Source organism: Leifsonia sp. NPDC080035, from assembly GCF_040050925.1.
In the GTDB taxonomy this organism is placed as follows: domain Bacteria; phylum Actinomycetota; class Actinomycetes; order Actinomycetales; family Microbacteriaceae; genus Leifsonia.
Map to the genome: position 1 here is coordinate 811,733 of NZ_CP157390.1, position 20,629 is coordinate 832,361.

Genomic DNA, 20,629 nt, shown 5'->3' on the forward strand with positions numbered 1-20,629 from the left:
AACCCGCGCGCCTCCGACCCGCCCGGGCTCAGACGCCGATTCGCTTAATAGAGCGGACTTCCGTATGCTTGTTCGTCGGTGGTCATCGGAAAGCGGAAGCGATTCGGGACGATCCGGCCCCATCGTTTAGCGGCCTAGGACGCCGCCCTTTCACGGCGGTAGCACGGGTTCGAATCCCGTTGGGGTCACTGTCCGTCAGCACCGATGGCGTCCACTACAATTGAAAAGCACCACAGTAAGGCCCTGTAGCGCAGTTGGTTAGCGTGCCGCCCTGTCACGGCGGAGGTCGCGGGTTCAAGTCCCGTCAGGGTCGCCACGGCGAGAAGCCCTTCCATTCGGAAGGGCTTCCGTCTACCACCGCCTCGGCGGTGAGGCTCTGTAGCTCAGTTGGTAGAGCGTTCGACTGAAAATCGAAAGGTCACCGGATCGATGCCGGTCGGAGCCACCGCAAGCCCCGCTCAACTCAGTTGAAGCGGGGCCTTTGCTTTTCCCTTGAAAACACCTCCCTCAGATTGACCCATCGACTTCTCCCAGTCGGCAGACAAGGCCACTCCCCCACGCCGGAAAGCGCCGCGCCTTGTGTCCGCGTAGATCTGGGTCACGGCAACTACTCGCAGCGCGAGGCCGCGGCAGCGTTAGGAGTGGCCGCTAGCACGGTCAACCGGTGGGCGCAGCACCCGCTCAAGACCGAGGACTACCGCTAGTCGAAGCCTGCGAATCCGCAACCGCTGAAGCTAGCGCATGGCGTGGAACCAGCTGCCGCCATATTCGCGGTCAACTGTCTGCTGCGACTCGACGACGACGCCGGTTTCGGCCAAGTCGAGCGGGGAGAATCCGACCTGATGTAGCACGTCCCGAGCGGCCGTTACGAGCTCGGTGTCGCGGCGCAAGTCGTCCCGTTCCTCATCGGTTGCTGTGCACAGCCATATGCCTGCGCCCGGAAGCTCGGGGAAGGCTGCAACGAACCTCGTCGCGACCACGCCACGCGATCGAAACCATGCCGTCACCATCGGGCCCGCACTATCGAGAAGTGCCCATCGTCGATCCCCGGCTACTGGCATGTTCCGACTCTATTTCCGAAGGCGGACTACTGGTCAGCGAAACGACACCTCAGCATCATTAGAAAGTGGGGCTGACCCGAACACTGCCCCGGAATCTTCTACACAAGATCAAGAGGCCCGCGCTTCCCACGCGTCCCCCACCTTAGAACGTCCTACAGAACGTCGACCAAGTCCTGCATGGCCTCCACACAGAGAGCAAGGTAATCGCTCTTGACCTGCACCCGCTTGCCCATTACATCCATCCGACCGGAGCGCTGCGCGTAGAGCTGGCAGCCACGCGCGTGCGCCACGACGCCCGCCGTCTGGAAATCCCGGATATTCACCACGACGTCCTCGACACGCGATGACGAGAACATTTCTGGGTTAGCCACCATTAACGTGCTGACATCCGTATCGATGGAGGTGACGGCGCACTTGCGCCGCGAGCCCCGCTGCTGAGCGACCCGCGGGCGTGCGACACACGACCCGCGGCTCCTTCGTACGATGGGGCCGTCCTGCGGCTTCTCACAGGCACTGCGGTCAGGCCCCGCCGCTCGGGCCTATCGGTATAGCGTCACGAGACATGGCGACCGTGTGGGATCGACTGATCACCTGGTGGAGAGCGGGCCGGGCGTACGAGCCTCCGCCCGGCCGACGGGAACAGGACCCGGTGCGACGGCTCCCGAGCGGCGGCACGATCCAGCGCATGCCCGGCGACGCGGCCGATCCGAACATCCCGGGGCCGGACTGGGGCGGCGGCCGTGATCGCTGATCGGCGTGCGAGGCCGACGGCGCCCGTCGGCCGTGCCGCCATGTCGGCAGAGGAGCGAAGGCGACGGCGGGGTGCGTGGACGGTACTGGGGATACACGCCCTCGCGTTCGTCGTGCTGCTTGCCGGGTTCATCGCGCGCGTGAGGTATGCGGAGGCCGAGGGCGTCCACCTGGACCCGGTGCTGATCGTGCTTGCGGTGGTCCTCACCGTGGTGGTCATCGTTGCGCTGTCCGTCGCTCTGACGTTCGCCCGCCGCTCGCGTCTGCGCAGGGCGCTCGAAGCGGCGGGAATCGACGAGCCGACGGTGCTCGGCTACTGGAGCCGGCTCAACACGGTGCCGTTTCTCGCCGACCCGCGCGGCGTGCCGGGTCGCGGCGTGGATGTCGCCGTCGCTGCCACGACGCAGGGCATCCACCTGTGGGCCCTGATGCGCCGGAGGCTGACCGACTTCGGTCTCATCTCGTGGTCCGCGATCGTGTCCATCGACGGCGTCAGGAAGACCGTCGGAGTCGGTGTCGAGACGAAGGGAGGAGTCATCACCATCCGCACGGAGCAGCCGGTAACGCCGTACGCGAAGACCATCGAGCTCTTCCCCATCGGGCAGACGTCGGCCGTCGCGGCGGAACGGCTGCGGGCGGCCGATCCCCGGCCGATCCCCTGAGCGGCACGCTCACCCGGTGCGGTCGAAGGCGACCGCAACAGCTCGGATCCGCGCCTCCCGACCGAGTTCAGCGGAACAGGTCGGCGTGGTCCTCCACCCAGCTTCGGAACGTGCGGGAGGGCCTTCCCGTGATGCGTTCGTATTCGCTCGAGATGGACGGTGTCGCGCCGACGGCTTCCCTCCAGTCCTTCACGATCTGCCGCACCCACACCTCGGGCAGGTACCGCGAGAGCATCGCAGTGGACTCCTCCTCGGTCTGCTCGATCACCGCCACCGGTCGGCCGATCACCGCACCGATCGTGTCCACCTGCTGCCGCAACGTCAGCCGCTCCGGACCGGTCAGGACCGGCGCCTTCCCGATCAGGTCGTCTCCGGTGAGGGCGATCACCGCGACGTCAGCGATGTCCTGCTCGTGGATGGGCGCCTGCACCGCCTCCGGGTAGGGCAGCGGCACCGCGCTTTCGCTCCGGACGCCCCAGCTCCACCGGGCGGCGTTGCTTGCGAACCCGCCCGGCCTCAGGAACGTGTATGCAGCCCCTGACGCTTCGATGGCACGTTCGACTCGGATGAACCGGGAGCCGTTGAAATCCTCGGCCGCACCAGGGAACGTCACGGCGGACGACGACAGCAGCACCACATGCCGCACGCCGGCCGCAGCGAACGCAGCGATCAGCGCCTCCGGCTCCGCCAGGTCCGCGTAGAGGAACACCCGGTCCACCGACTCCAGTGCGGCAGCGAACGACGCCGGCTCATTCAGGTCGGCCGCGAACACCTGCACCTCACTGGGCAGCGCCAGCTTCTCCGGAGTCCGGCTCGAGGCGCGCACCTCCACTCCGCGCGCCATCAGCCCCGTGACCACGGCGCCACCGACCGCACCACTCGCCCCGACGACCAGAACCGACATGATTTCCTCCCACCGTTACGAATACCGTTCGCGAACAGTATTCGTTACGAACAGCGTTCGAGTCAAGTGGTAGGCTTCCGCCATGGCACAGCAGGCAGCACCGTCGATGGGGCGGCGCCGCGGACGCTCGGCGAAAGCCCCCCTCACGTCCCAGTCGATCGTCGATGCGGCGCTCGGTCTGATCCGGGAGCGCGGAGTGGATGCTGTGGCACTTCGGCAGGTCGCGGACCAGGTGGAGACAGGGCCGGCATCGCTGTACGCGTACTTCGCGAGCCGCGAGGTCCTCCTCGAGCACGTCCTGGACGCCGCCTACGCGCAGGTCCAGCTCGTCGACATCGACGACGGTGGGCTCGGGTGGCGGGAAGCGCTCGCCGAGACGATCGTGAACACGATCGAGACGTTGGCGCGGTACCCGGGACTGGGTTCTGTCGCACTCGGCACCATCCCCGTCCTCCCCGGAGCGCTCCGACTCGCCGAACACGAACTCTCCCTCATGGAGGCGGGTGGCATCACCGCCGAGCGTGCGGCGCTCGCCGTGGACCTCATCGCGCAGTTCGCCGCCTCGTCCGCGATCGAGCGCACCGTGCGGCCGAACGGCAACCGGGGCGACGGCGAACGCGAACAGGTGCGAGCGGCATATGAGAACGCTGACCCCGAGCGCTTCCCCCGCATCCGGGAACGGGCCGCGCTGCTGACGAGCCCGGACGATCAGGCCCGACGCACCTTCGCGATCCGGGTGCTCATCGATGGAATCGACCGCTCCGCTTCCTGATGGGGGGCCGAGCGGTCACACACCGGTCGGGCTCGCGCAGCGGCAGCCGAGGAGGGGCATGATCCTCCTATGGACGTCCCGTTCTTCTGGATCGATGTGTTCGCCGACCGGCAGCTGACCGGCAACCCGCTCTCCCTCGTGCCGGATGCGGATCCCCTCGACGAAGACACGATGCGTGCGATCGCGCGCGAGTTCAATCAGTCGGAGACGACGTTCCTCGTCGCGCCGACCGACCAACGGGCGGATGCGCGGCTGCGGTCGTTCACCCCCGATGGCAGCGAGGTGTTCGGCGCGGGCCACAACGCGATGGGGGCGTGGCTCTGGCTCGCCGAATCGGGACGGCTCGGCACCGGCGGTGCGTTCGTTCAGGAGATCGGCGACGACATCCTGCCGGTCCGGGTGGACTGGGACGACGACGGACGGCCGCGGGTGTCGATGGACCAGTCGCCTGCCGCGTTCACCGCGACGGTGGCGGACGTCACACCGCTGGCCGCCGCTCTCGGGGTGGCCGACGCCACGGTCGCCGGCTCCCCCGAGGTCGGCTCGACCGGCGCCGCCCACCTCCTCGTCCCGCTGGTCTCGGCGGAGGCGGTGGATGCCGTCCACCCCGATCCCCGCGCCCTGAAGGCGGTGCTCGCAGCCTCAGGCGCCGAGGGCTGCTACGTCTACACGACCGCCGCACCGGCCGACAGCGCTGCCCGGGCGTACGCGCGCTTCTTCAACCCGACGGTCGGGATCGCCGAGGATGCGGCCACCGGGACGGCCGCCGGCCCCCTGGCGGCGCTGCTGGTCCGGGACGGCGCGGCCGCGACGGGTGCGCCCGTGATCATCGAGCAGGGCCGCTCCCTCGGTCGGCCGAGCCGGATCGCGGTGACCGTCGACGCCGGTCAGGTGACGATCAGCGGGTCCGGCGTCATCACCGGCTCCGGAGCGCTCCGGCTCTGACGTCCCGCCTCAGACGGTCGTGACGACGATCTTGCGCCCACCGTTCTCGCCGCGCTCGAAGCGTTCGTGCGCCTCCACGATCCGCTCGAGCGGCACCACCGTGTCGACGGCCGGGCGGAACGCACCCGCGCGAACACCGTCGTTCAGGGAGGCCGCCATGCGGGCGACGGCGGCGGTGTCCGACAGGAGGCCGAACCCGCGGTAGTTCGCGACCCGTACGGTCGGATCCTCGACCGGAGGTGTCGGTCGGCTGTCGAGGAAGCCCGCCGCCACCAACGATCCGGACGGGCGAAGCGCCCGGATGAGTTCCCGCTGTCCCGGGCCCCGGACAAGGTCGAGTGCGATGTCGGCACCGGCGCCGCCCGTGATCTCGCGAACGGCATCGACGAGGTCGACCTCGTCCGTGGCGACGACCTCGGCAGCACCCGCCGCGCGCAGTTCCGAGACCCGGGCCGAGCGGCGGGTGACCGCGATCGGCTCGGCGCCGATCCGGTTCGCGAGCTGGATGGCCGCCCGCCCGACGCCGCCCGACGCGCCGGAGATCACCACCCGCTCCCCCGGCCGCATCCCCCCGACCTCCACCAGCGCGCCGAACGCCGTCGAGAAGGCGACCCAGACGGCCGCCGCCTCCGGAACGGTGAGTTCTGCCGGACGCGGAATGACGGAGTTCGCGGCAACGGTGATCCGATCCGCATAGCTGCCGCGGCGGTGCGCATCGGGGATGGCCGTGACGATCACGGCGTCGCCCACCGCGACGCCTGCGACGCCGTCCCCGACAGCCTCCACGATCCCCGTCGCCTCGATGCCCAGCCGGGCGTGCGGGAGCGGGACCGGCGCAGGCGAGGCGCCGGCGCGCATCATCGCATCGATCGGATTGACCGCAGTCGCCTCGACGCGCACCCCGACCTCCCCGGGAGACGGCACCGGCGCCTCCTCGTCCACCACGTGCAGAACCTCCGGCCCTCCGAACCGGTCGAAGACGACGACGCGCGACATGTGAACCCCTCTCCCGCCGGGGCGTGCCCCCAGCCGTCTTCCACGCTACGAACCCGACCGTTACCTCCGGGTAACGTGGGTCCATGCTCGATCAGGCCGGCTCCGTGTTCCTCGCCGACTGCCCCACCCGGCTGGCGATCGAGATCCTGTCCGACAAATGGTCGGTGCTCGTCCTCCACGCGCTGCGCGACCGCCCGCGGCGGCACACCGAACTCATCGAGCTGATCGGCGGAGTCTCGCGCAAGGTCCTCACCCACACGCTCCGGCGGCTTCAGAATTACGGACTCGTCGAGCGCGTGCCGCTGAACGGCCGGCACGTCGAGTACCGTCTCAGCGAGCTCGGACGGACCCTCGACGAGCCGATCGAGGCACTCACCCGGTGGGCACGCGAGCACGGCCCGGCGATCACGGACTTCCAGGAACCGGCGACCTGAACCGGAGTCGGTGGTGTCTGGCACCCTCGGTTCATGGCTGACTCACGGGTGACGCGCTACGTCGCGCTGTTGCGCGGAATCAATGTGGGTGGCGTGAACCCGATCGCTATGGGCGACCTGGCGTCCGTCTTCCGGGATGGCGGTTTCGAACACGTGAGGACCCACGGCCAGAGCGGCAACGTGCTGTTCGACACGAACCACGCCGGCGGACCCGCGCTGGAGAGCAGGATCGAGCGGCTGCTCGCGGATCGGTTCCCCGCCCCCGTCCTGGTCGTCGTCCGTTCGCGTGAGGAGCTGGCCGCCACGGTCGCGGCAGCGCCCGAAGGACACGGTTCCGCGCAGCTGCGCAGCGACGTGTTCTTCGTGAAGCACCCGCTGACGGCAGAAGCGGCGTTCGCCCAGCTCCCCGAGCTGCGCGAGGGTGTCGACTCGATGGCGATCGGTCCCGGCGCCCTGTACTTCTCCCGTTCGGCCGCTCTCGCGACGAAGACCCGCATCCAGCGCGTGATGGCGATGCCGATGTTCCAGCAGATGACCGTGCGGACCTGGCGTGTGACGACACGGCTCCTGGAGTTGCTCGACGACGATTGAGCGGGCACCGACGTCGGCCAGCAGTCACCAGCCGCTCACTGCAGCAGTTCACCGAGCCGGTCGAGCTGCTGGCTCCAGCCGGGCTCGAGTCCCGCGAGCATCGGCGCGGCGTCGGCGTCGGCGCCCCTCGCGGTGATGTGCACGCGTAGTGCTGTGCCGTCACCGGAAGGATCGAGCACCGCATCCACGATGACCTCGAAGACGGGCCGACCCGTCTCATCGACCGGCGAGAGATCGAAGATGAGCTGCCGCCCGTCATGGACGGAACGCACCACCCCGGCGGACGCGTACTCGGCGCCGTCGCCCTCGCGAAGCACGAGCTCGACCGGAGCACCGGCCTCGGCCGCGACGGAGCAGCGGACGACCTCGAAGTGCCGGGGCGCCCACCAGCGCGCGGCCTGGGCCGGGTCTGTCCAGGCGCGCCACACCGCATCGGGGGTCGCTGCGATCGTGCGCTGGAGCAGGATGTCGGCTGTCGCTCCGCCTGCACGGACAGCGGCGGCGTACTGCTGCAGGGCGTCGTCGTCGGCCGTGGCGGAGGCCAAGCCTCCCAGCCAGTCGGCCAGCTCGCGCACGGCGTCCCGGTCGACCCGCGCGAGGCGACGGCGACCGAGCCGCTCGACGGTGATGACGCCGACCGCTTCCAGCAGTTGGAGGTGCTTGGTGGTCTGCGGCTGCAGCGCACCGATCGCCGCGGCCACCTCGCCCACCGTACGCGGCCCCGAGGCGAGCACCCCAAGGATGCGGAACCTCGTCGGCTCCCCGATCGCCGCCAGCGCCTGTTGAGCCTCCATCTCACTCTCCTCTTGACACATTCGTTCTGACGAATATATCGTCTCGCACGTACCGACGCAATCCGAGAGAGAGGACCGAACAATGAAGACCATCGAACGCACCGTCCCCGCGTCGCCCGAGACGGTGTGGGAGCTCTGGACCACCGCCGACGGCATCTCCCGCTGGTGGTCGCCGGACGGCTTCCGCACGGAGGTCGAGCGCATCGACCTCCGCCCCGAGGGGGAGCTGGTCTACACGATGACCGCGGAGGACCCGGCCCAGGTCGCCTTCCTCGAGCAGAACGGCCTGCCGCTCAGCACGCGGGCGCGGAAGGTGTTCACCGAGCTCCGCGAACCCAGCCGGATCGCCTACCGGTCGGTCATCGACTTCGTGCCCGACCACGAGCCCTACGAGCAGCTCACCGTCGTGGACCTCGAGCCGGCCGCGGACGGCACGCGCGTGGTCATGCAGGTGGAGGAGCTGCACGACGACGTCTGGACAGAGCGACTGCTCGCCGGACGCGCCAACGAGCTGGACAACTTGGCCCGGCTCGTCACCCCGCGATGATCTCGCACGCGGCTCTCGTCTCCCCCGGCAGGATCGATCTGCGCACCGAACCGCTGCGGCCGCCCTTGGCGGTCCGGGGGCGGAGTCGTATCGTTGGGCGATGACGGGAGGCCGCGGGGGTCGATCGGCGGCGGTCACGGTCGCGGTGCTCTGCCTCGTCCAGTTCGTCGACGTGCTCGGCGTCACGAGCGTCGTCACCGCCATCCCCGCGATCCTCACGGGCGTCCGGGCCGATCCGGCAGCGGCCGGGCCGCTGGCAACGACGTACGCGATGTTCTTCGGCGCAACGCTCATCATCGGTGCGCGCCTGGGTGATCGCTACGGTCACCGCCGCATCCTGCTGATCGGGATCGTGATCTTCGGCGGCATCTCGATCCTCGGGGGAACCGCGAGCGGGATCGTGGCGATCCTCATCGTTCGGTCGGTCCAGGGCGCTGCTGCTGCCCTCTCCGCGCCGTCGGCGCTGCGACTGATCCTGCACACCGTCACCGACGCCGCGAAGCGGGATCGGGCGATCGCCGCCTGGAGCGCCTCCGGCGCGGCTGCCGGCGCGACGGGCTTCCTCGTCGGAGGCGCACTGACCTCCGCGATCGGTTGGCAGGCCGTGTTCTGGGTCAACGTCCCCGTCGCGGCCGCACTGGTCGCGCTCGTGGTGGGGTTCGCCCGGGATGAGCCCCCGCAGCACGAGAGGGTGCGTCTCGACATCCTCGGCGCGGTACTCCTCGTCATGAGCGTGATGCCGCTGATCGGCGGTGCCGCCCTCCTGGAGCAGAAGGGCGCTCTGCTCCCGGCCATCGGGCTGATCGTGCTCGCCGGGCTGTTCGCAACGGCCTTCGTTCTCAGAATGCGGACGGCCGCAGCGCCCCTCATCCCGCGCGCCGCGTTCGCCTCCCGCAACCTCCGGCGCGGCACCGTGCAGTCGTTCGCGAACACTGCCGCCACGAGTTCGTCGGCCGTGCTCGCAACGCTCGTCCTTCAGGATCTCATCGAACTGCCGGCGGTCCTCGCCGGCCTCACGCTCATGGTCTTCAGCATCGCGGTGGTCGCCGGCTCGGCGGCGACCGCACGGGTGGCGACCGCCCTCGGCCCCGATCGGCTCGCCGCCGCGGGTCTCGCCCTCGTCGCCATCGGCACCCTCGTCCTCGCGGTCACGATCGGCAGCGTCGCCGGGATGGTCGCCGGACTCGCGACGAGCGGACTCGGCCTCGCCGCCGCCTCCGTCGCCGCCACGCGGACCGGCACCGCGGTTCCAGCCGCTCTGACGGGCAGTGCCGCCGGGATCGTCAACACCGGCGCGCAGCTGGGAACCGCGATAGGCACGGCCGTCATCGTCCTCGTCGCCACCGCCTTCGGCACGCCGACCGGCTGGGCTGCGGCAGCTGTGATCGCCCTCGCCTGCGCGGTCTGGTGCGTCGTTCGACCCCGCCAGGAAGCCGAGGAGACCGTCACCGCACTCCCCTGAGCCCGCCCGCAGCCCGCCGATCGTGGCCGATGTGCGCAAGCGCCTCGGCGGAACGGTCACGATTCTCGATGAACTGGTCCCGCCGGCGGAGGGCGCGTGGGAGGTGGCCCCTACCCCCGACGTTCGGGAACCGTGAGGGTCGGGCGCCCGCGCGTCGGGGTTCCGTTAGGAGTCCACCACGGTGGCCGCCCGCGGCGTAGAACCGACGCTTGTGAACATCCTTCCTTCCGCAGGTGCCGCATGACCCTGACGCATCTCATCCCCTCTCTTCGCGCCTCCGTGCCGAACCCGCTCGGGCGCGACCTCTGGCCCGAGTTCACCACCGCATCGCTGTGCGATGTCGTGATCGCGGGAGTCTCCCTGACCCGCTTGGCCGAATGGTGCGGCACGCCCTGCATCCACACCGCGGCCGCGGTGGTCCCCGGCACAGGAGGGATGCCCTCCGCGACGGACACCGCATCCGTGATCGTCACGCGTGTGACAGCGATCGCCGGGGCCACGGACGGCACGATCGACGTCTGGATCGACGCCCGCCTCGCGGAGACGCCGGTCGTCGCCGACGAGCTGCGGATGATCGGCCGCATCTCCACCGCCTGCGACGCGCAGGCGCGCATCCACCCGGCGGGCGAGGCTACCACTCCCCTGCGCGTCGGCGAACTGGTGTCCGATCTGCGCGTCGGCGACCTCCTCGCCGTGCCCTGTCGCGGCGCCGCCCTCCTGCACCAGGTCGACCCGGACCGACGCCATCTCGCCCGCGCGACGCAGGACCTGCCGGCACCGGATCCGTGGACCCCGTCCGGATGCGGACGATGACCACGAACCTCCCCGCACGAGTGAACGAGCTCGCGCGGCGACTGCTCGAGGGGCCCGCCCCGTGGGGCACCGTCGACGTCTCACCCGCGACCCGGGGACTCTGGCAGCGGGTCCGGCTGACCGTGTACCCGCCCGGCATCACCCCGGCCGAGCGGCGGCTGCTGCACCTGAGCCACTCGTGGCCGGTCGCGGGAGCGATCCTCTCCCTGTTCACGCTCGTCCTCCTCGGCGACGCCGGCCCAGTGCTCGGCCTGGCGACCGTGATGACCGGCTACATCGGCGGATTCCTCGTCACCGCACGGCTCACGCGCGCGCTGCGCGAGCGCTGCCGGGTCGTGACGGTCGCCTCCGAGTACGTCGGAGGCGGCATCCGGGAGTTCGGCGACGTCCACCTCCTCCGTGCGGCCGCGGCCTGTCTCGCGGAGCTGGAGGCGCGACGCCGGGCAGGCCGCGTCGATCCGGCGACCTACGAGGCGGAGTGGGCGGAGGTCTACGACATGCTGCCGGACGGTGCGTCGCGCTCTCGGGCACCACGGCCGGGCGCGCGTCAGTGAACCGAGAAGCCGCCGTCCACCGCGATCGACTGGCCCGTGATGTAGCCGGCCGACCGGCCCGCGAGGAAGACGGCGGCGCCGGCGAAGTCGTCGGTGCGGCCGTTGCGGCCGACGAGGGTCCGGGCCGCGAGCGCGGCGACCGTATCCCGGTCGGCGCTGAGCCTCGCGTTCAGGGGCGTCTCGACGAAGCCGGGGACGAGGACGTTGGCCGTGACGCCGAACGGCGACCACGCCTCCGCCTGGGAGCGGGCCAGTCCCTCGATCGCCGCCTTGGACGCACCGTAGGCGCCGCTGGAGGCGAACGCGCGATGCGCCTGCTGCGAGCTGATGTGGATGATCCTGCCGAAGCCCCGCTCGGCCATCCCGGGTGCCAGCCGCTGCCCGAGGATGAACGGGGCGTCCAGGTTCACCGCCATCGTCGCATCCCAGGTCGCCTCATCCAGCTCGGCCATCGGGGGCCGCAGGTTGATGCCGGCGGAGTTGACGAGGATGTCCACCTCTCGCACCCGGTCCGCGAGCGCGTGCACGCCGTCCCGCGTCGAGAGGTCGGCCCGCACGCCCTCCACCGCCCCTCCGGCGGCGACGATCCCGCCGACGGCGGCGTCGATGTTCGACGACGTCCGCGCGGCGACCAGCACGGAGGCCCCCGCGTCGGCGAGCGCCACCGCGATCGCCCTGCCGATGCCGGAGCTGCCACCGGTCACCAGGGCGGTCAGCCCGTTCAGCCCGAAGAGTGAGTTCAGCGACACGGTCGCCAGCCTAACGGGCGGCGCGGCACCCCTACGCTGGGACGATGACACCGACCTCCGAGATCCTCCTCTGCTGCCTGCTGTGGGCTCGCGACGGCGAGGCCGAAGCACTCACCGAGTACGAGGACGGTGTGCTCGCCCTGATTCCGCGGCACGGCGGCGAGGTCATCCAGCGGGCCGTCGGGGACGGCGCCGACGGCCGGCCGCACGAGGTCCAGCTCTACCGGTTCCCGGACCACAGCGCGCTCGACGCCTACGTCGCCGACCCCGACCGGGTCGCGCTGACCGGCGTCCGGGACCGGGTGGTGGCGCGCACGGAGCTGTTCCCGGTCGCCCTTCGCTAGGTCACGCGACCATCCCGCCGCGGTATCGTGAGGCGAGCTCACATCGCACCGAGGGAGGTCGATCGGCGATGTTCTCCAAGAAGGGTGACGCAGCGGTTCTCGCCAACCTGGCCGGGGCGCCGGATCGGTACCGCACGATCGCCGAACGGCTGCACGCGATCATCCGCGAGAGCGCACCCTCGCTCGAGCCGATCGTGCGATGGGGACTCCCCTTTTATACGCGCGACGGCAAGGACGTCTGCTACATCAAGACGGGCGCGGACTTCATCGCCTTCGGCTTCGGCGAGGATCTGAACCCCGCCTATGAGGATGGCGCCGGCATGCACCCCCTCGTGTGGAACATCACCTCGCTCGACGCCGCGACGGAGGAGACGCTGCGCGGGCTGATCCGGAAGGCGGTCGCGTAGCGACGGTCAGCTCCGCTCGATGTCGGAGAACAGCCCGGTGAACGTCACCCCTGTGCCCAGGAGACGCTGGAAGAACTCGCCCGCGACGGGGGTGGCGACCGCGGCGGACGCGGCGTCGTAGTCGTCGAAGTAGAGGTCGAGCGTGCGGTGCGCCGGGGTGGGGGTGCCGTCCTCCTTCGGCCAGACCTTGGCCGACTCCACCCGGCGCACACCGGGGAGCCTCCCGGCGAGCGACTCGATCTCCGGGTAGCCGCCCTCGAAGGACTCCGGCTCGGCGGGGTTGTCGATGATGATCGTGATCTTGGTGGGCATGGTGTTCCCTCTCCTATCGGTTGTTGTCGGTTTGTTGTGTCGAGTCCGTCCGCGCCGTGCGCCGCAGGCGGAGAGCCGAGACCAGGAAGAAGACGCCGCCGAGGGTCGCGTAGCCCGCGACCCCGACCAGCGAGGCGGACGCGCCGCCGGACTGGAGCGCGAAGGCGAGGCCGGCGAGCACCGAGATGCCGCCGCTCAGGATCATCGGCCACTGACCGCCGAGGCTGCGACGCGCCACAGCGACGATCAACTGCACCGCCCCGGCGGCGATCGCCCAGAGGCCCCACACCAGAAGGACGGCCGATCGGCCCGACGTCGCGGCGAACGCGAGACCGATCGCGGCCAGGGCGCTGAGGCTCATGTTCACGTACAGGAGCGCGGACGACCTCGTCCCGCGCGACGCACGATGGTCGATCACCGCCGCGATCGCGTCGAACACCGGATAGATCACCAGCAGCACCGCGACGAGCGGCGTGATCGCGGTCGCGGTCACCGCCACCAGGATCGCCCAGACGACCGCGAAGCCGAACCGGACGAAATACAGAGTGCGCAGCGCCGAGGCCATCGTCGCCGGGCGTGAGAGGGGTGTGACCGATGTCATGCGGTGTCCATTCCTGTGTCGAGTGATCGATGTAGAATGACTAGTCACTCTACATCGTTACACCGTAGCGACCACAGGCAGCGGGCGCAAGAGGCTCGGAAGGGAGCACCTATGATCGGGAGCGTGAAGACGTCGATGAGGGAGGCGCTGATCGAGGCGGCGACCGAGCTGTTCTACGCGGACGGTCTCCGCGCCGTCAGCGTCGACAAGGTCATCGAGAAGGCCGGCACGACAAAGGTCACCTTCTACCGGCACTTCAAGAGCAAGGACGATCTGGTGGTGGCGCACCTCGAGCGCCGAGCGGAGCAGGAGCGCGCCGGGATCACGGCGGCGATCGAGGCGGCCGGCGGCGACCCGGACCGCACGTTCCAGCTCATCGCCCAGCAGCTGGGCACGATGGCGTGCGAGCAGGGCTTCCGCGGCTGCCCCTTCATCAACGCGGCCGCCGAGTACCCGGACGCGGCGAGCGCCGTCCGCATCCAGGTGGATGCGCACCGCGCCTGGTGCAAGACGACGTTCGCCGACATCGTGCGCCCGCTCGGGCTGGATGACCCTGCGGCGACCGCCGACGACCTCATGCTCATCCGCGACGGCGCAATGGTCGCCGGCTACCTCGACGACGCGGACGCCCTCGCCGCGTCGTTCCTCCGGAGTGCGCGCGCGCTGACCGCGGCCTGAGGGACGTGCGCGCGGCGGGGGACGGCGCCTCTCCGCGCACGCATTACGACACGCATCGTCGAAACTCTTCCGAATCCGGTGCGAAGGCGTAAATATGCGAGTATTAGCTGCATTCCCATAGAAAAGGCGTTCCACCTTTACCCGAGCCAGGGCGCCCGAACACCGTGACGCTCGCCGCCGTGGCCGAGCCTTGGAGTCGGAGAGACGTTTGGACCTGCGTGACTATCTGAGGATTTTCCACAAGAACTGGATCCTCATCGCGCTCTGCGCCCTCGTCGGGGTCGCCGTCGCCGCCGTCTTCTCGCTGATGGCCACCCCGAAGTACAAGGCGGAGACCGAGCTGTACGTCTCCGTGCGCGCCGGGGACACGGCCGCGACGACCGACCTCGTGCAGGGCACCAGCTTCGCCCGGCAGGCGGTCACCAGCTACGTGAGCGTGGTGGACAGCGCGAGCGTGCTCGATCGGGTGATCAAAGAGCTGAAGCTCGACACCACTCCCGGTGCACTGGCCGCGAAGGTCTCGGCCGAATCCCCGCTCAACACGGTGCTCATCGACATCACGGTCACCGACGACGATCCCCAGCGCGCGGCCGACATCGCCAACTCGGTGGGCAAGAACACGTCGTACATCGTGACCAACAAGCTCGAGAACGCGCAGGGCGGCGCCAGCCTCGTCAACGTGCAGACCATCCAGCCGGCGACGACGCCGACCCGGCCGTCCAGCCCGAACGTGCCGATCAACGTGCTGCTCGGCCTTCTCGTCGGACTCGGCGTCGGCATCCTCGCCAGCTTCCTCCGCAGCATCCTGGACACGCGCATCCACAACGCGCACGACATCGAGCAGGTGACCGACCGCCCGATCCTGGGCGCGGTCAGCTTCGACCCGTCGGCCAAGAAGCGTCCCCTGATCGTGCACGCCGACCCGCGCAACCCGCGCGCCGAGTCGTTCCGGAGCCTCCGCACGAACCTGCAGTTCGTCAACATCGGCGGCCCGCGCAGCTACGTCATCACCAGCTCCGTGCCGGGTGAGGGCAAGAGCACGACCGCCGCGAACCTGGCGATCAGCCTCGCCGAGACGGGCGCCCGTGTTGCGCTCATCGACGGCGACCTCCGGCTGCCCAAGGTCGCCGAGTACATGGGCATCGAGGGCGCCGTCGGCCTCACCGACGTGCTCATCGGACGCGCCGAGCTGACGGATGTGCTGCAGAAGTGGGGCCGAGGCCAGCTGTACGTGCTCCCCGCCGGCGCCATCCCGCCGAACCCGAGCGAGCTGCTCGGCTCCGCGGTGATGGCGAACCTGATCAACGATCTGACGAGCGAGTTCGACTTCGTCCTCGTGGACGCGCCCCCGCTGCTGCTCGTGACCGACGCGGCGGTGATCAGCAAGCTGACCGGCGGCGCCATCCTCGCCGCGGCGTCCGGCCGGACCAAGAAGAACGAGCTCGCGGCGGCGGTCCGCGCCCTCGACCACATCGACAGCCGCCTCGTCGGGGTGGTCGTCACGATGCTCCCGGTGAAGGGGCCGGACTCCTACGGCTACGGCGTCTACGGCTACGGCGTGCAGAACGAGATCGTCGACGACGAGGTGAGCGATCACCGCGTGCGGCGGGCGGCCCAGGCATGACGTTCCGCATCCTCACCGTGTGCACCGGCAACATCTGCCGTTCGCCGCTCGCGGAGCAGTTGCTGCGCCGTGAGCTCACCGGTGTGGATGCGACGCTCGGCAGCGCCGGCACCGACGCCCTCGTCGGCCACCCGATGGACGAGCGCGCCGCCGCGTACTCCGTCGAGCTCGGCGGCGACCCGGACGGGCACGCCGCCCGGCAGCTGACGGCCGACACCCTGCGCGAGACAGAGCTGGTGCTCGTCGCCTCGCGCCGGCACCGCAGGAGCGTCGTCGAGCTGCTGCCCCGACGGTCGCGCTCCAGCTTCACGATCCGTGAGTTCGCGCGGCTTCTCGACACGCTCAACGACGACGACCGTGCGGAGATCGCGGCGGAGGACGACGCGGACGCGCGCCTGGCGAAGCTCGTCGACATCGCCGCGATCAACCGCGGCGTCGCAGAACTCCCCGATGAACCCGCGGAAGACGACATCGTCGACCCCTTCCGCCAGCATGACGCCGTCTACGCCGCATCGGTGGCGCAGCTCGTCCCCGCCATCCGGTCGATCGGCCCGGTGCTCCGCCGGGCGAGCGCGGGGTTCCCGTAGCCATGGCGCGCTCGGTCAAGCGGGTGAGGACGGACCCCACCACCACCTCGCAGTGGCGGCGGCTGGCCATCATCGGCCTCATCGTCTTCGTCGTCGTCGACATCGTGCTGGTGATCTGGGCGGTCACGGCCTCCCGCACGCCGCGGGAGACCTCCGGCGCCCCGGCCGCCGCGGCGAGCGCCGCCGGGCGGGTGACCGCCTCCCCCACGACCCCTGCGCGCCCGACGGCCACCGCATCCTCGGCGCCGATCCCGGTGGCGGATGCCGTCGCCCCGCACCGTCTGCTCGCGGTCCTCAGCGACACCACCGCCTGGCGCGCCCGCACCGGGGCGTGCCCGGCGACGCCAGCGCAGACCGAGGTCAGCACGGACGGAGGGGCGACCTGGAAGCCGTCGGACGCGTCCGGTCCGACCGGAGCGTCCGCGATCGTCCGGCTGACCGTGCAGTCCGACCGGCAGGCGAGCGCCGTCGCGCTGAGCGCCCAGGGCTGCAACCCCGAGTTCATCCGCACCTACGTCGCGGGCGACAACTGGGCCGCCTATCCCGACCAGCTCGGGTCGGCCTGGTACGCCGACCCGAAGGATCCGGGGAAGGTGCACACGCCGACCGGAGACAAGGCGGCGCCGTGCGCGACCGTCATCGGGCTCGCCGTCGGGGCGGGCGGCGACGCCGCGGTGCTCTGCGCCGGCCACGACGTGCGCACCACGACGGACGGCGGCGCCACCTGGGGTGCCCCGCGCACCGTGCCTGGCGGGGTGGCGATCACGACCTCCGGGTCCGGCTACCTCGTCGCCGCGGTCGGAGCAGCCGGATGCGCGGGCACGTCGGTCGTCGCGCTCGATGCGGGCAGCGGGGAGCCAACGCAACGCGCCTGCGTCGGCTCGACCGCTCCGGCACCGGTGGACGTCGCCATCGCGGCCGGCTTCGGCAACGACGCGGTCTGGCTGTGGGCGGGGGACGCGACGACGAGATCCACAGACGGGGGAACCACATGGCGCTGACGAAGCGCATCTTCAGCGACACGGTGCGGGCGGAGACCGCGCGCCGGGGCGAGACCCTGCTCCAGCGGTTCGGATCGCAGTTCGCGCTCGACGCGGTCGCCTGGCTCGTCGCCGTCTTCGCGGCGGCGCTGCTGGCCTACGACTTCCAGGTCCAGAGGATGCCGTTGCTCGCCCTGCTCTTCGTCTCGGCGATCGCGATGCTGGCGCAGTTGATCATCGGCGGAGCGTTCTCGCTGTACCGCGGTCAGTTCACCTACGGCAGCTTCGACGAAGTGCGCGCGCTGCTCCTCGCCGTGTGCGCCGTGGCCGTGGTCGTCGGCGTCCCCGTCATCGTCTGGGGGAACAACGTGCACCTCGCGCGCAGCACGATGTTCCTCGCGCTGCCGTTCGCGTTCGTCCTCATGGGCTCCGCCCGCTACATCAAGCGCCTCTACGTCGAGGCCAAGTCTCGCCCCGGCGACGGTGCGGCGCCCACGCTGATCTTCGGCGCCGGCTACCTCGGCCGCTCGCTCGTCCAGCGGATGCTGACGGACCGGTACTCGCCCTACCTGCCGGTCGGGATGATCGACGACGACCCGCGTGCCTCCCACCGGCAGGTGCGCGGCGTCCGCGTCCTCGGCCGGCTGCGCGATCTTCCCGCCGTCGCCGACACGACCGGCGCCCGCGTGATCGTCGTCGCCATCGCCCGCGTCGATGCCGCGCTGTTGCGGCAGGTGCAGGACATCGCGGAGGAGTCCGGCCTCCAGGTGAAGGTGCTTCCGACGCTCGAGGAGGTGCTGATGGGGCACGCCGGGCTCTCGGACGTGCGCGACATCAGCATCGAGGATCTGATCGGCCGCCAGCCGGTGGACACCGACGTGGCCGCGATCGCCAGCTACCTCACCGGCAAGCGCGTGCTGGTGACCGGCGCCGGCGGCTCCATCGGCTCGGAGCTGTGCCGGCAGATCGTGCGGTTCGGCCCGTCCGAGCTCATCATGCTCGACCGCGACGAGACCAACCTGCAGTCCGTCCAGCTCGCCGTCGACGGGCACGGCCTGCTCGACACGAAGGACGTGGTGCTCGCGGACATCCGCGACCGGGAGGCGCTGGTGGACATCTTCCGCCGCCGCCGGCCGGAGGTGGTCTTCCACGCGGCCGCGCTCAAGCACCTGCCGATGCTGGAGCAGTACCCGGAGGAGGCCTGGAAGACGAACGTGCTCGGCACGCGCAACGTGCTGCACGCCGCCGGCGAGGTGGGGGTGAGCACGTTCGTCAACATCTCGACGGACAAGGCGGCCAACCCGACCAGTGTGCTCGGTCACTCCAAGCGTGTCGCCGAGAAGCTCACGGCCGGTGCCGCGGATGCGTCCTCCGCCCGCTACCTGTCGGTGCGGTTCGGGAACGTGATCGGCAGCCGCGGCTCGATGCTGCCGACGTTCGCGGCGCTCATCGAGGCCGGCGGCCCGGTGACGGTCACGCACCCCGAGGTCACCCGCTACTTCATGACGATCCCGGAGGCGTGCCAGCTCGTCGTCCAGGCGGGCGGCATCGGCGAGCCCGGCGAGGTGCTGATCCTGGACATGGGCGAGCCGGTGGCCATCCTGGACATCGCACGCCGGATGATCGCGCACAGCGGCAAGGACATCGAGATCCGCTTCACCGGCCTTCGGCCCGGCGAGAAGCTGCACGAGGACCTCGTCGGGCTCGGCGAGACCGACCAGCGGCCGCGCCACCCGAAGATCTCGCACACCCGGATCGTTCCGCTCGCGCCCGAGCACCTCGACCACGAGGACTGGCTGCAGCGGCTGCGCACGAACGGTGCGCACACGGCCGTGATCGGCGTCGTCCCCGAGCGGCGGAGCAGCCGATGACCGACCGCATCCTCATGTCCTCCCCGGATGTCGGCGAGGTGGAGGAGCGCTTCCTCGTCGAGGCGTTCCGATCCGGCTGGATCGCACCGCTCGGCCCGGACGTCGACGCGTTCGAGCGCGAGGTGGCGGAGCGGGTCGGCGTCCGTCACGCCGCCGCGCTGGCCTCGGGAACCGCCGCGCTGCACCTCGGCCTGCTGACGCTCGGCGTGCGACCGGGCGACGTCGTCGTCACCTCGACCATGACCTTCGCCGCCACGGCGAACGCGATCGTCTACACGGGCGCGCAGCCCTACTTCGTCGACTCGGAGCCCGCGGGCGGGAACATGGATCCCGCGCTGCTCGAACGCGCCCTCACGGAGCTGACCGCGTCCGGTGCGCGCGTCGCCGCCGTCGTGCCGGTCGACCTGCTCGGCAAGGCGGCGGACTACACGCGCATCCTGCCGATCGCGGAGCGCTTCGGCGTCCCGGTGCTCTCGGACGCGGCGGAGGCGCTCGGCGCGAGCCACGCCGGAGCGCCGGCCGGCTCGTTCGGCGCGGCGTCCGCGCTGTCGTTCAACGGCAACAAGATCATGACGACCTCCGGCGGCGGGATGCTGCTCACCGACGACGCCGACATCGCGTCCCGCGTCCGCTACCTGTCCACCCAGGCCAGGCAGCCCGCCGTGCACTACGAGCACACCGAGGTCGGCTACAACTACCGGCTCAGCAACCTGCTCGCCGCCCTCGGCCGCGCCCAGCTGACCCGCCTGGACGAGATGATCGGGCGACGGCGGGCCGTGCGGGAGGTGTACCGCGCCCTGGTCGCCGACGTCGACGGCGTCGAGATCTTCGGCGGCGCGGACGACGCCGAGGACAACTGCTGGCTCACCTCGGTGGTCGTCGACCCCGAGCTCACGGGCTGGACGGCCGCCGACCTGCGCACCGCACTCGACGCGGCGAACATCGAGAGCCGCCCGCTCTGGAAGCCGATGCACCTGCAGGCGGTGTTCGCGGACGCCCCGGCACTCCTGAACGGCAACGCGCAGCGACTGTTCGAGACGGGCCTCACCCTGCCCAGCGGCTCGGCCCTCAGCGAGAAGCAGATCGCGCGCACGGCCGACGCCCTCGATGCGTTTCTGGGCGCTCATGTCTGATGCGGCGGTCACAGCCGTGAGGGGTGGGATCGGCTCCGCGTTCGAGACCGCCGGCCCT

General features: G+C 70.5%; 26 protein-coding genes and 3 tRNA genes. 21 read left to right on the forward strand and 8 right to left on the reverse strand.

The window, feature by feature from the left end; genetic code table 11:
• The first annotated feature begins 115 nt into the window (after positions 1 to 115).
• The 3 genes from AAME72_RS03930 to AAME72_RS03940 all read left to right on the forward strand — a co-directional run bounded on the left by AAME72_RS03930 (position 116) and on the right by AAME72_RS03940 (position 445).
• Positions 116 to 188 (forward strand) — tRNA-Glu (locus AAME72_RS03930).
• Between the two features lie 51 nt (positions 189 to 239).
• A tRNA-Asp gene (locus tag AAME72_RS03935) sits at positions 240 to 316 on the forward strand.
• 56 nt (positions 317 to 372) lie between these two features.
• Positions 373 to 445 (forward strand) — tRNA-Phe (locus AAME72_RS03940).
• A 289-nt stretch (positions 446 to 734) separates the two neighbouring features.
• Here AAME72_RS03940 and AAME72_RS03945 read toward each other — a convergent pair.
• Entirely contained in the window at positions 735 to 1,061 is a 327-nt protein-coding gene (locus AAME72_RS03945; RefSeq protein ID WP_348788932.1) for a hypothetical protein, read from the reverse strand.
• A gap of 152 nt (positions 1,062 to 1,213) precedes the next feature.
• A complete protein-coding gene (locus AAME72_RS03950; protein ID WP_348788933.1) occupies positions 1,214 to 1,435 on the reverse strand; it encodes a hypothetical protein in 222 nt (73 codons plus the stop codon).
• Between the two features lie 188 nt (positions 1,436 to 1,623).
• Between AAME72_RS03950 and AAME72_RS03955 the strand changes: the two genes are divergently transcribed.
• Both AAME72_RS03955 and AAME72_RS03960 read left to right on the forward strand, forming a co-directional pair.
• Positions 1,624 to 1,812, forward strand: a complete 189-nt coding sequence (locus tag AAME72_RS03955) for a hypothetical protein (RefSeq protein WP_348788934.1) — start codon at positions 1,624 to 1,626, stop codon at positions 1,810 to 1,812.
• Between the two features lie 139 nt (positions 1,813 to 1,951).
• Positions 1,952 to 2,473 carry a hypothetical protein gene (locus AAME72_RS03960; RefSeq protein WP_348788935.1) on the forward strand — a complete coding sequence of 174 codons (522 nt, stop codon included), beginning with the start codon at positions 1,952 to 1,954 and terminating at the stop codon, positions 2,471 to 2,473.
• 67 nt (positions 2,474 to 2,540) lie between these two features.
• Here the strand turns inward: AAME72_RS03960 and AAME72_RS03965 are convergent, their stop codons facing one another.
• Entirely contained in the window at positions 2,541 to 3,377 is an 837-nt protein-coding gene (locus AAME72_RS03965; protein WP_348788936.1) for an NAD(P)H-binding protein, read from the reverse strand.
• 82 nt (positions 3,378 to 3,459) lie between these two features.
• On the opposite strand from AAME72_RS03965, the gene AAME72_RS03970 reads away from it, so the two are divergent.
• The gene (locus AAME72_RS03970) at positions 3,460 to 4,149 is read left to right on the forward strand and encodes a TetR/AcrR family transcriptional regulator (RefSeq protein ID WP_348788937.1); all 690 of its coding nucleotides are present in this window, start codon (positions 3,460 to 3,462) and stop codon (positions 4,147 to 4,149) included.
• 69 nt (positions 4,150 to 4,218) lie between these two features.
• Entirely contained in the window at positions 4,219 to 5,094 is an 876-nt protein-coding gene (locus AAME72_RS03975; RefSeq protein ID WP_348788938.1) for a PhzF family phenazine biosynthesis protein, read from the forward strand.
• A 9-nt stretch (positions 5,095 to 5,103) separates the two neighbouring features.
• Here AAME72_RS03975 and AAME72_RS03980 read toward each other — a convergent pair whose 3' ends face one another.
• Positions 5,104 to 6,090, reverse strand: a complete 987-nt coding sequence (locus tag AAME72_RS03980) for a zinc-dependent alcohol dehydrogenase family protein (RefSeq protein ID WP_348788939.1) — start codon at positions 6,088 to 6,090, stop codon at positions 5,104 to 5,106.
• Between the two features lie 83 nt (positions 6,091 to 6,173).
• On the opposite strand from AAME72_RS03980, the gene AAME72_RS03985 reads away from it, so the two are divergent.
• Both AAME72_RS03985 and AAME72_RS03990 read left to right on the forward strand, forming a co-directional pair.
• The gene (locus AAME72_RS03985) at positions 6,174 to 6,524 is read left to right on the forward strand and encodes a helix-turn-helix domain-containing protein (RefSeq protein ID WP_348788940.1); all 351 of its coding nucleotides are present in this window, start codon (positions 6,174 to 6,176) and stop codon (positions 6,522 to 6,524) included.
• A 33-nt stretch (positions 6,525 to 6,557) separates the two neighbouring features.
• On the forward strand, positions 6,558 to 7,115 hold the full coding sequence (locus AAME72_RS03990; protein ID WP_348788941.1) for a DUF1697 domain-containing protein: 558 nt from the start codon (positions 6,558 to 6,560) through the stop codon (positions 7,113 to 7,115).
• A 35-nt stretch (positions 7,116 to 7,150) separates the two neighbouring features.
• Here the strand turns inward: AAME72_RS03990 and AAME72_RS03995 are convergent, their stop codons facing one another.
• Positions 7,151 to 7,909 carry a metalloregulator ArsR/SmtB family transcription factor gene (locus tag AAME72_RS03995; RefSeq protein ID WP_348788942.1) on the reverse strand — a complete coding sequence of 253 codons (759 nt, stop codon included), beginning with the start codon at positions 7,907 to 7,909 and terminating at the stop codon, positions 7,151 to 7,153.
• Positions 7,910 to 7,991: 82 nt separating this feature from the next.
• Between AAME72_RS03995 and AAME72_RS04000 the strand changes: the two genes are divergently transcribed.
• From AAME72_RS04000 to AAME72_RS04015, 4 genes are all read left to right on the forward strand, one after another.
• Positions 7,992 to 8,456, forward strand: a complete 465-nt coding sequence (locus AAME72_RS04000; RefSeq protein ID WP_348788943.1) for an SRPBCC domain-containing protein — start codon at positions 7,992 to 7,994, stop codon at positions 8,454 to 8,456.
• Positions 8,457 to 8,556: 100 nt separating this feature from the next.
• Positions 8,557 to 9,918 (forward strand): MFS transporter, encoded by a 1,362-nt coding sequence (locus tag AAME72_RS04005; RefSeq protein WP_348788944.1) that lies wholly within the window; start codon positions 8,557 to 8,559, stop codon positions 9,916 to 9,918.
• Positions 9,919 to 10,158: 240 nt separating this feature from the next.
• Positions 10,159 to 10,731, forward strand: coding sequence for a hypothetical protein (locus AAME72_RS04010; RefSeq protein ID WP_348788945.1), 573 nt, complete (start codon positions 10,159 to 10,161; stop codon positions 10,729 to 10,731).
• Positions 10,728 to 11,285 (forward strand): DUF6611 family protein, encoded by a 558-nt coding sequence (locus AAME72_RS04015; RefSeq protein ID WP_348788946.1) that lies wholly within the window; start codon positions 10,728 to 10,730, stop codon positions 11,283 to 11,285. Before AAME72_RS04010 ends, AAME72_RS04015 begins: the two co-directional genes overlap by 4 nt.
• On the opposite strand, the gene AAME72_RS04020 is transcribed toward AAME72_RS04015, so the two are convergent.
• A complete protein-coding gene (locus tag AAME72_RS04020; protein WP_348788947.1) occupies positions 11,279 to 12,034 on the reverse strand; it encodes an SDR family oxidoreductase in 756 nt (251 codons plus the stop codon). The two genes, AAME72_RS04015 and AAME72_RS04020, sit on opposite strands and share 7 nt — an antisense overlap.
• Before the next feature lie 44 nt (positions 12,035 to 12,078).
• Between AAME72_RS04020 and AAME72_RS04025 the strand changes: the two genes are divergently transcribed.
• Both AAME72_RS04025 and AAME72_RS04030 read left to right on the forward strand, forming a co-directional pair.
• The gene (locus AAME72_RS04025) at positions 12,079 to 12,378 is read left to right on the forward strand and encodes a hypothetical protein (RefSeq protein WP_348788948.1); all 300 of its coding nucleotides are present in this window, start codon (positions 12,079 to 12,081) and stop codon (positions 12,376 to 12,378) included.
• A gap of 68 nt (positions 12,379 to 12,446) precedes the next feature.
• Entirely contained in the window at positions 12,447 to 12,785 is a 339-nt protein-coding gene (locus AAME72_RS04030; RefSeq protein WP_348788949.1) for a DUF1801 domain-containing protein, read from the forward strand.
• 6 nt (positions 12,786 to 12,791) lie between these two features.
• On the opposite strand, the gene AAME72_RS04035 is transcribed toward AAME72_RS04030, so the two are convergent.
• Entirely contained in the window at positions 12,792 to 13,097 is a 306-nt protein-coding gene (locus AAME72_RS04035; protein ID WP_348788950.1) for an EthD family reductase, read from the reverse strand.
• A gap of 13 nt (positions 13,098 to 13,110) precedes the next feature.
• Positions 13,111 to 13,698, reverse strand: coding sequence for a DUF308 domain-containing protein (locus tag AAME72_RS04040; RefSeq protein ID WP_348788951.1), 588 nt, complete (start codon positions 13,696 to 13,698; stop codon positions 13,111 to 13,113).
• 123 nt (positions 13,699 to 13,821) lie between these two features.
• Between AAME72_RS04040 and AAME72_RS04045 the strand changes: the two genes are divergently transcribed.
• From AAME72_RS04045 to AAME72_RS04070, 6 genes are all read left to right on the forward strand, one after another.
• Positions 13,822 to 14,376, forward strand: coding sequence for a helix-turn-helix domain-containing protein (locus AAME72_RS04045; RefSeq protein ID WP_348788952.1), 555 nt, complete (start codon positions 13,822 to 13,824; stop codon positions 14,374 to 14,376).
• 208 nt (positions 14,377 to 14,584) lie between these two features.
• Positions 14,585 to 16,000: a polysaccharide biosynthesis tyrosine autokinase gene (locus AAME72_RS04050; protein ID WP_348788953.1), complete on the forward strand. Its 1,416-nt coding sequence runs from the start codon at positions 14,585 to 14,587 to the stop codon at positions 15,998 to 16,000.
• Entirely contained in the window at positions 15,997 to 16,587 is a 591-nt protein-coding gene (locus AAME72_RS04055) for a low molecular weight phosphatase family protein (RefSeq protein WP_348788954.1), read from the forward strand. Before AAME72_RS04050 ends, AAME72_RS04055 begins: the two co-directional genes overlap by 4 nt.
• A 23-nt stretch (positions 16,588 to 16,610) precedes the next feature.
• Positions 16,611 to 17,588, forward strand: coding sequence for a hypothetical protein (locus tag AAME72_RS04060; RefSeq protein ID WP_348788955.1), 978 nt, complete (start codon positions 16,611 to 16,613; stop codon positions 17,586 to 17,588).
• Positions 17,579 to 19,438: a nucleoside-diphosphate sugar epimerase/dehydratase gene (locus tag AAME72_RS04065; RefSeq protein WP_348788956.1), complete on the forward strand. Its 1,860-nt coding sequence runs from the start codon at positions 17,579 to 17,581 to the stop codon at positions 19,436 to 19,438. The genes AAME72_RS04060 and AAME72_RS04065 overlap by 10 nt, the downstream gene beginning before the upstream one ends.
• Positions 19,435 to 20,571 carry an aminotransferase class I/II-fold pyridoxal phosphate-dependent enzyme gene (locus AAME72_RS04070; RefSeq protein WP_348788957.1) on the forward strand — a complete coding sequence of 379 codons (1,137 nt, stop codon included), beginning with the start codon at positions 19,435 to 19,437 and terminating at the stop codon, positions 20,569 to 20,571. Before AAME72_RS04065 ends, AAME72_RS04070 begins: the two co-directional genes overlap by 4 nt.
• The last annotated feature ends 58 nt before the right edge of the window (positions 20,572 to 20,629 follow it).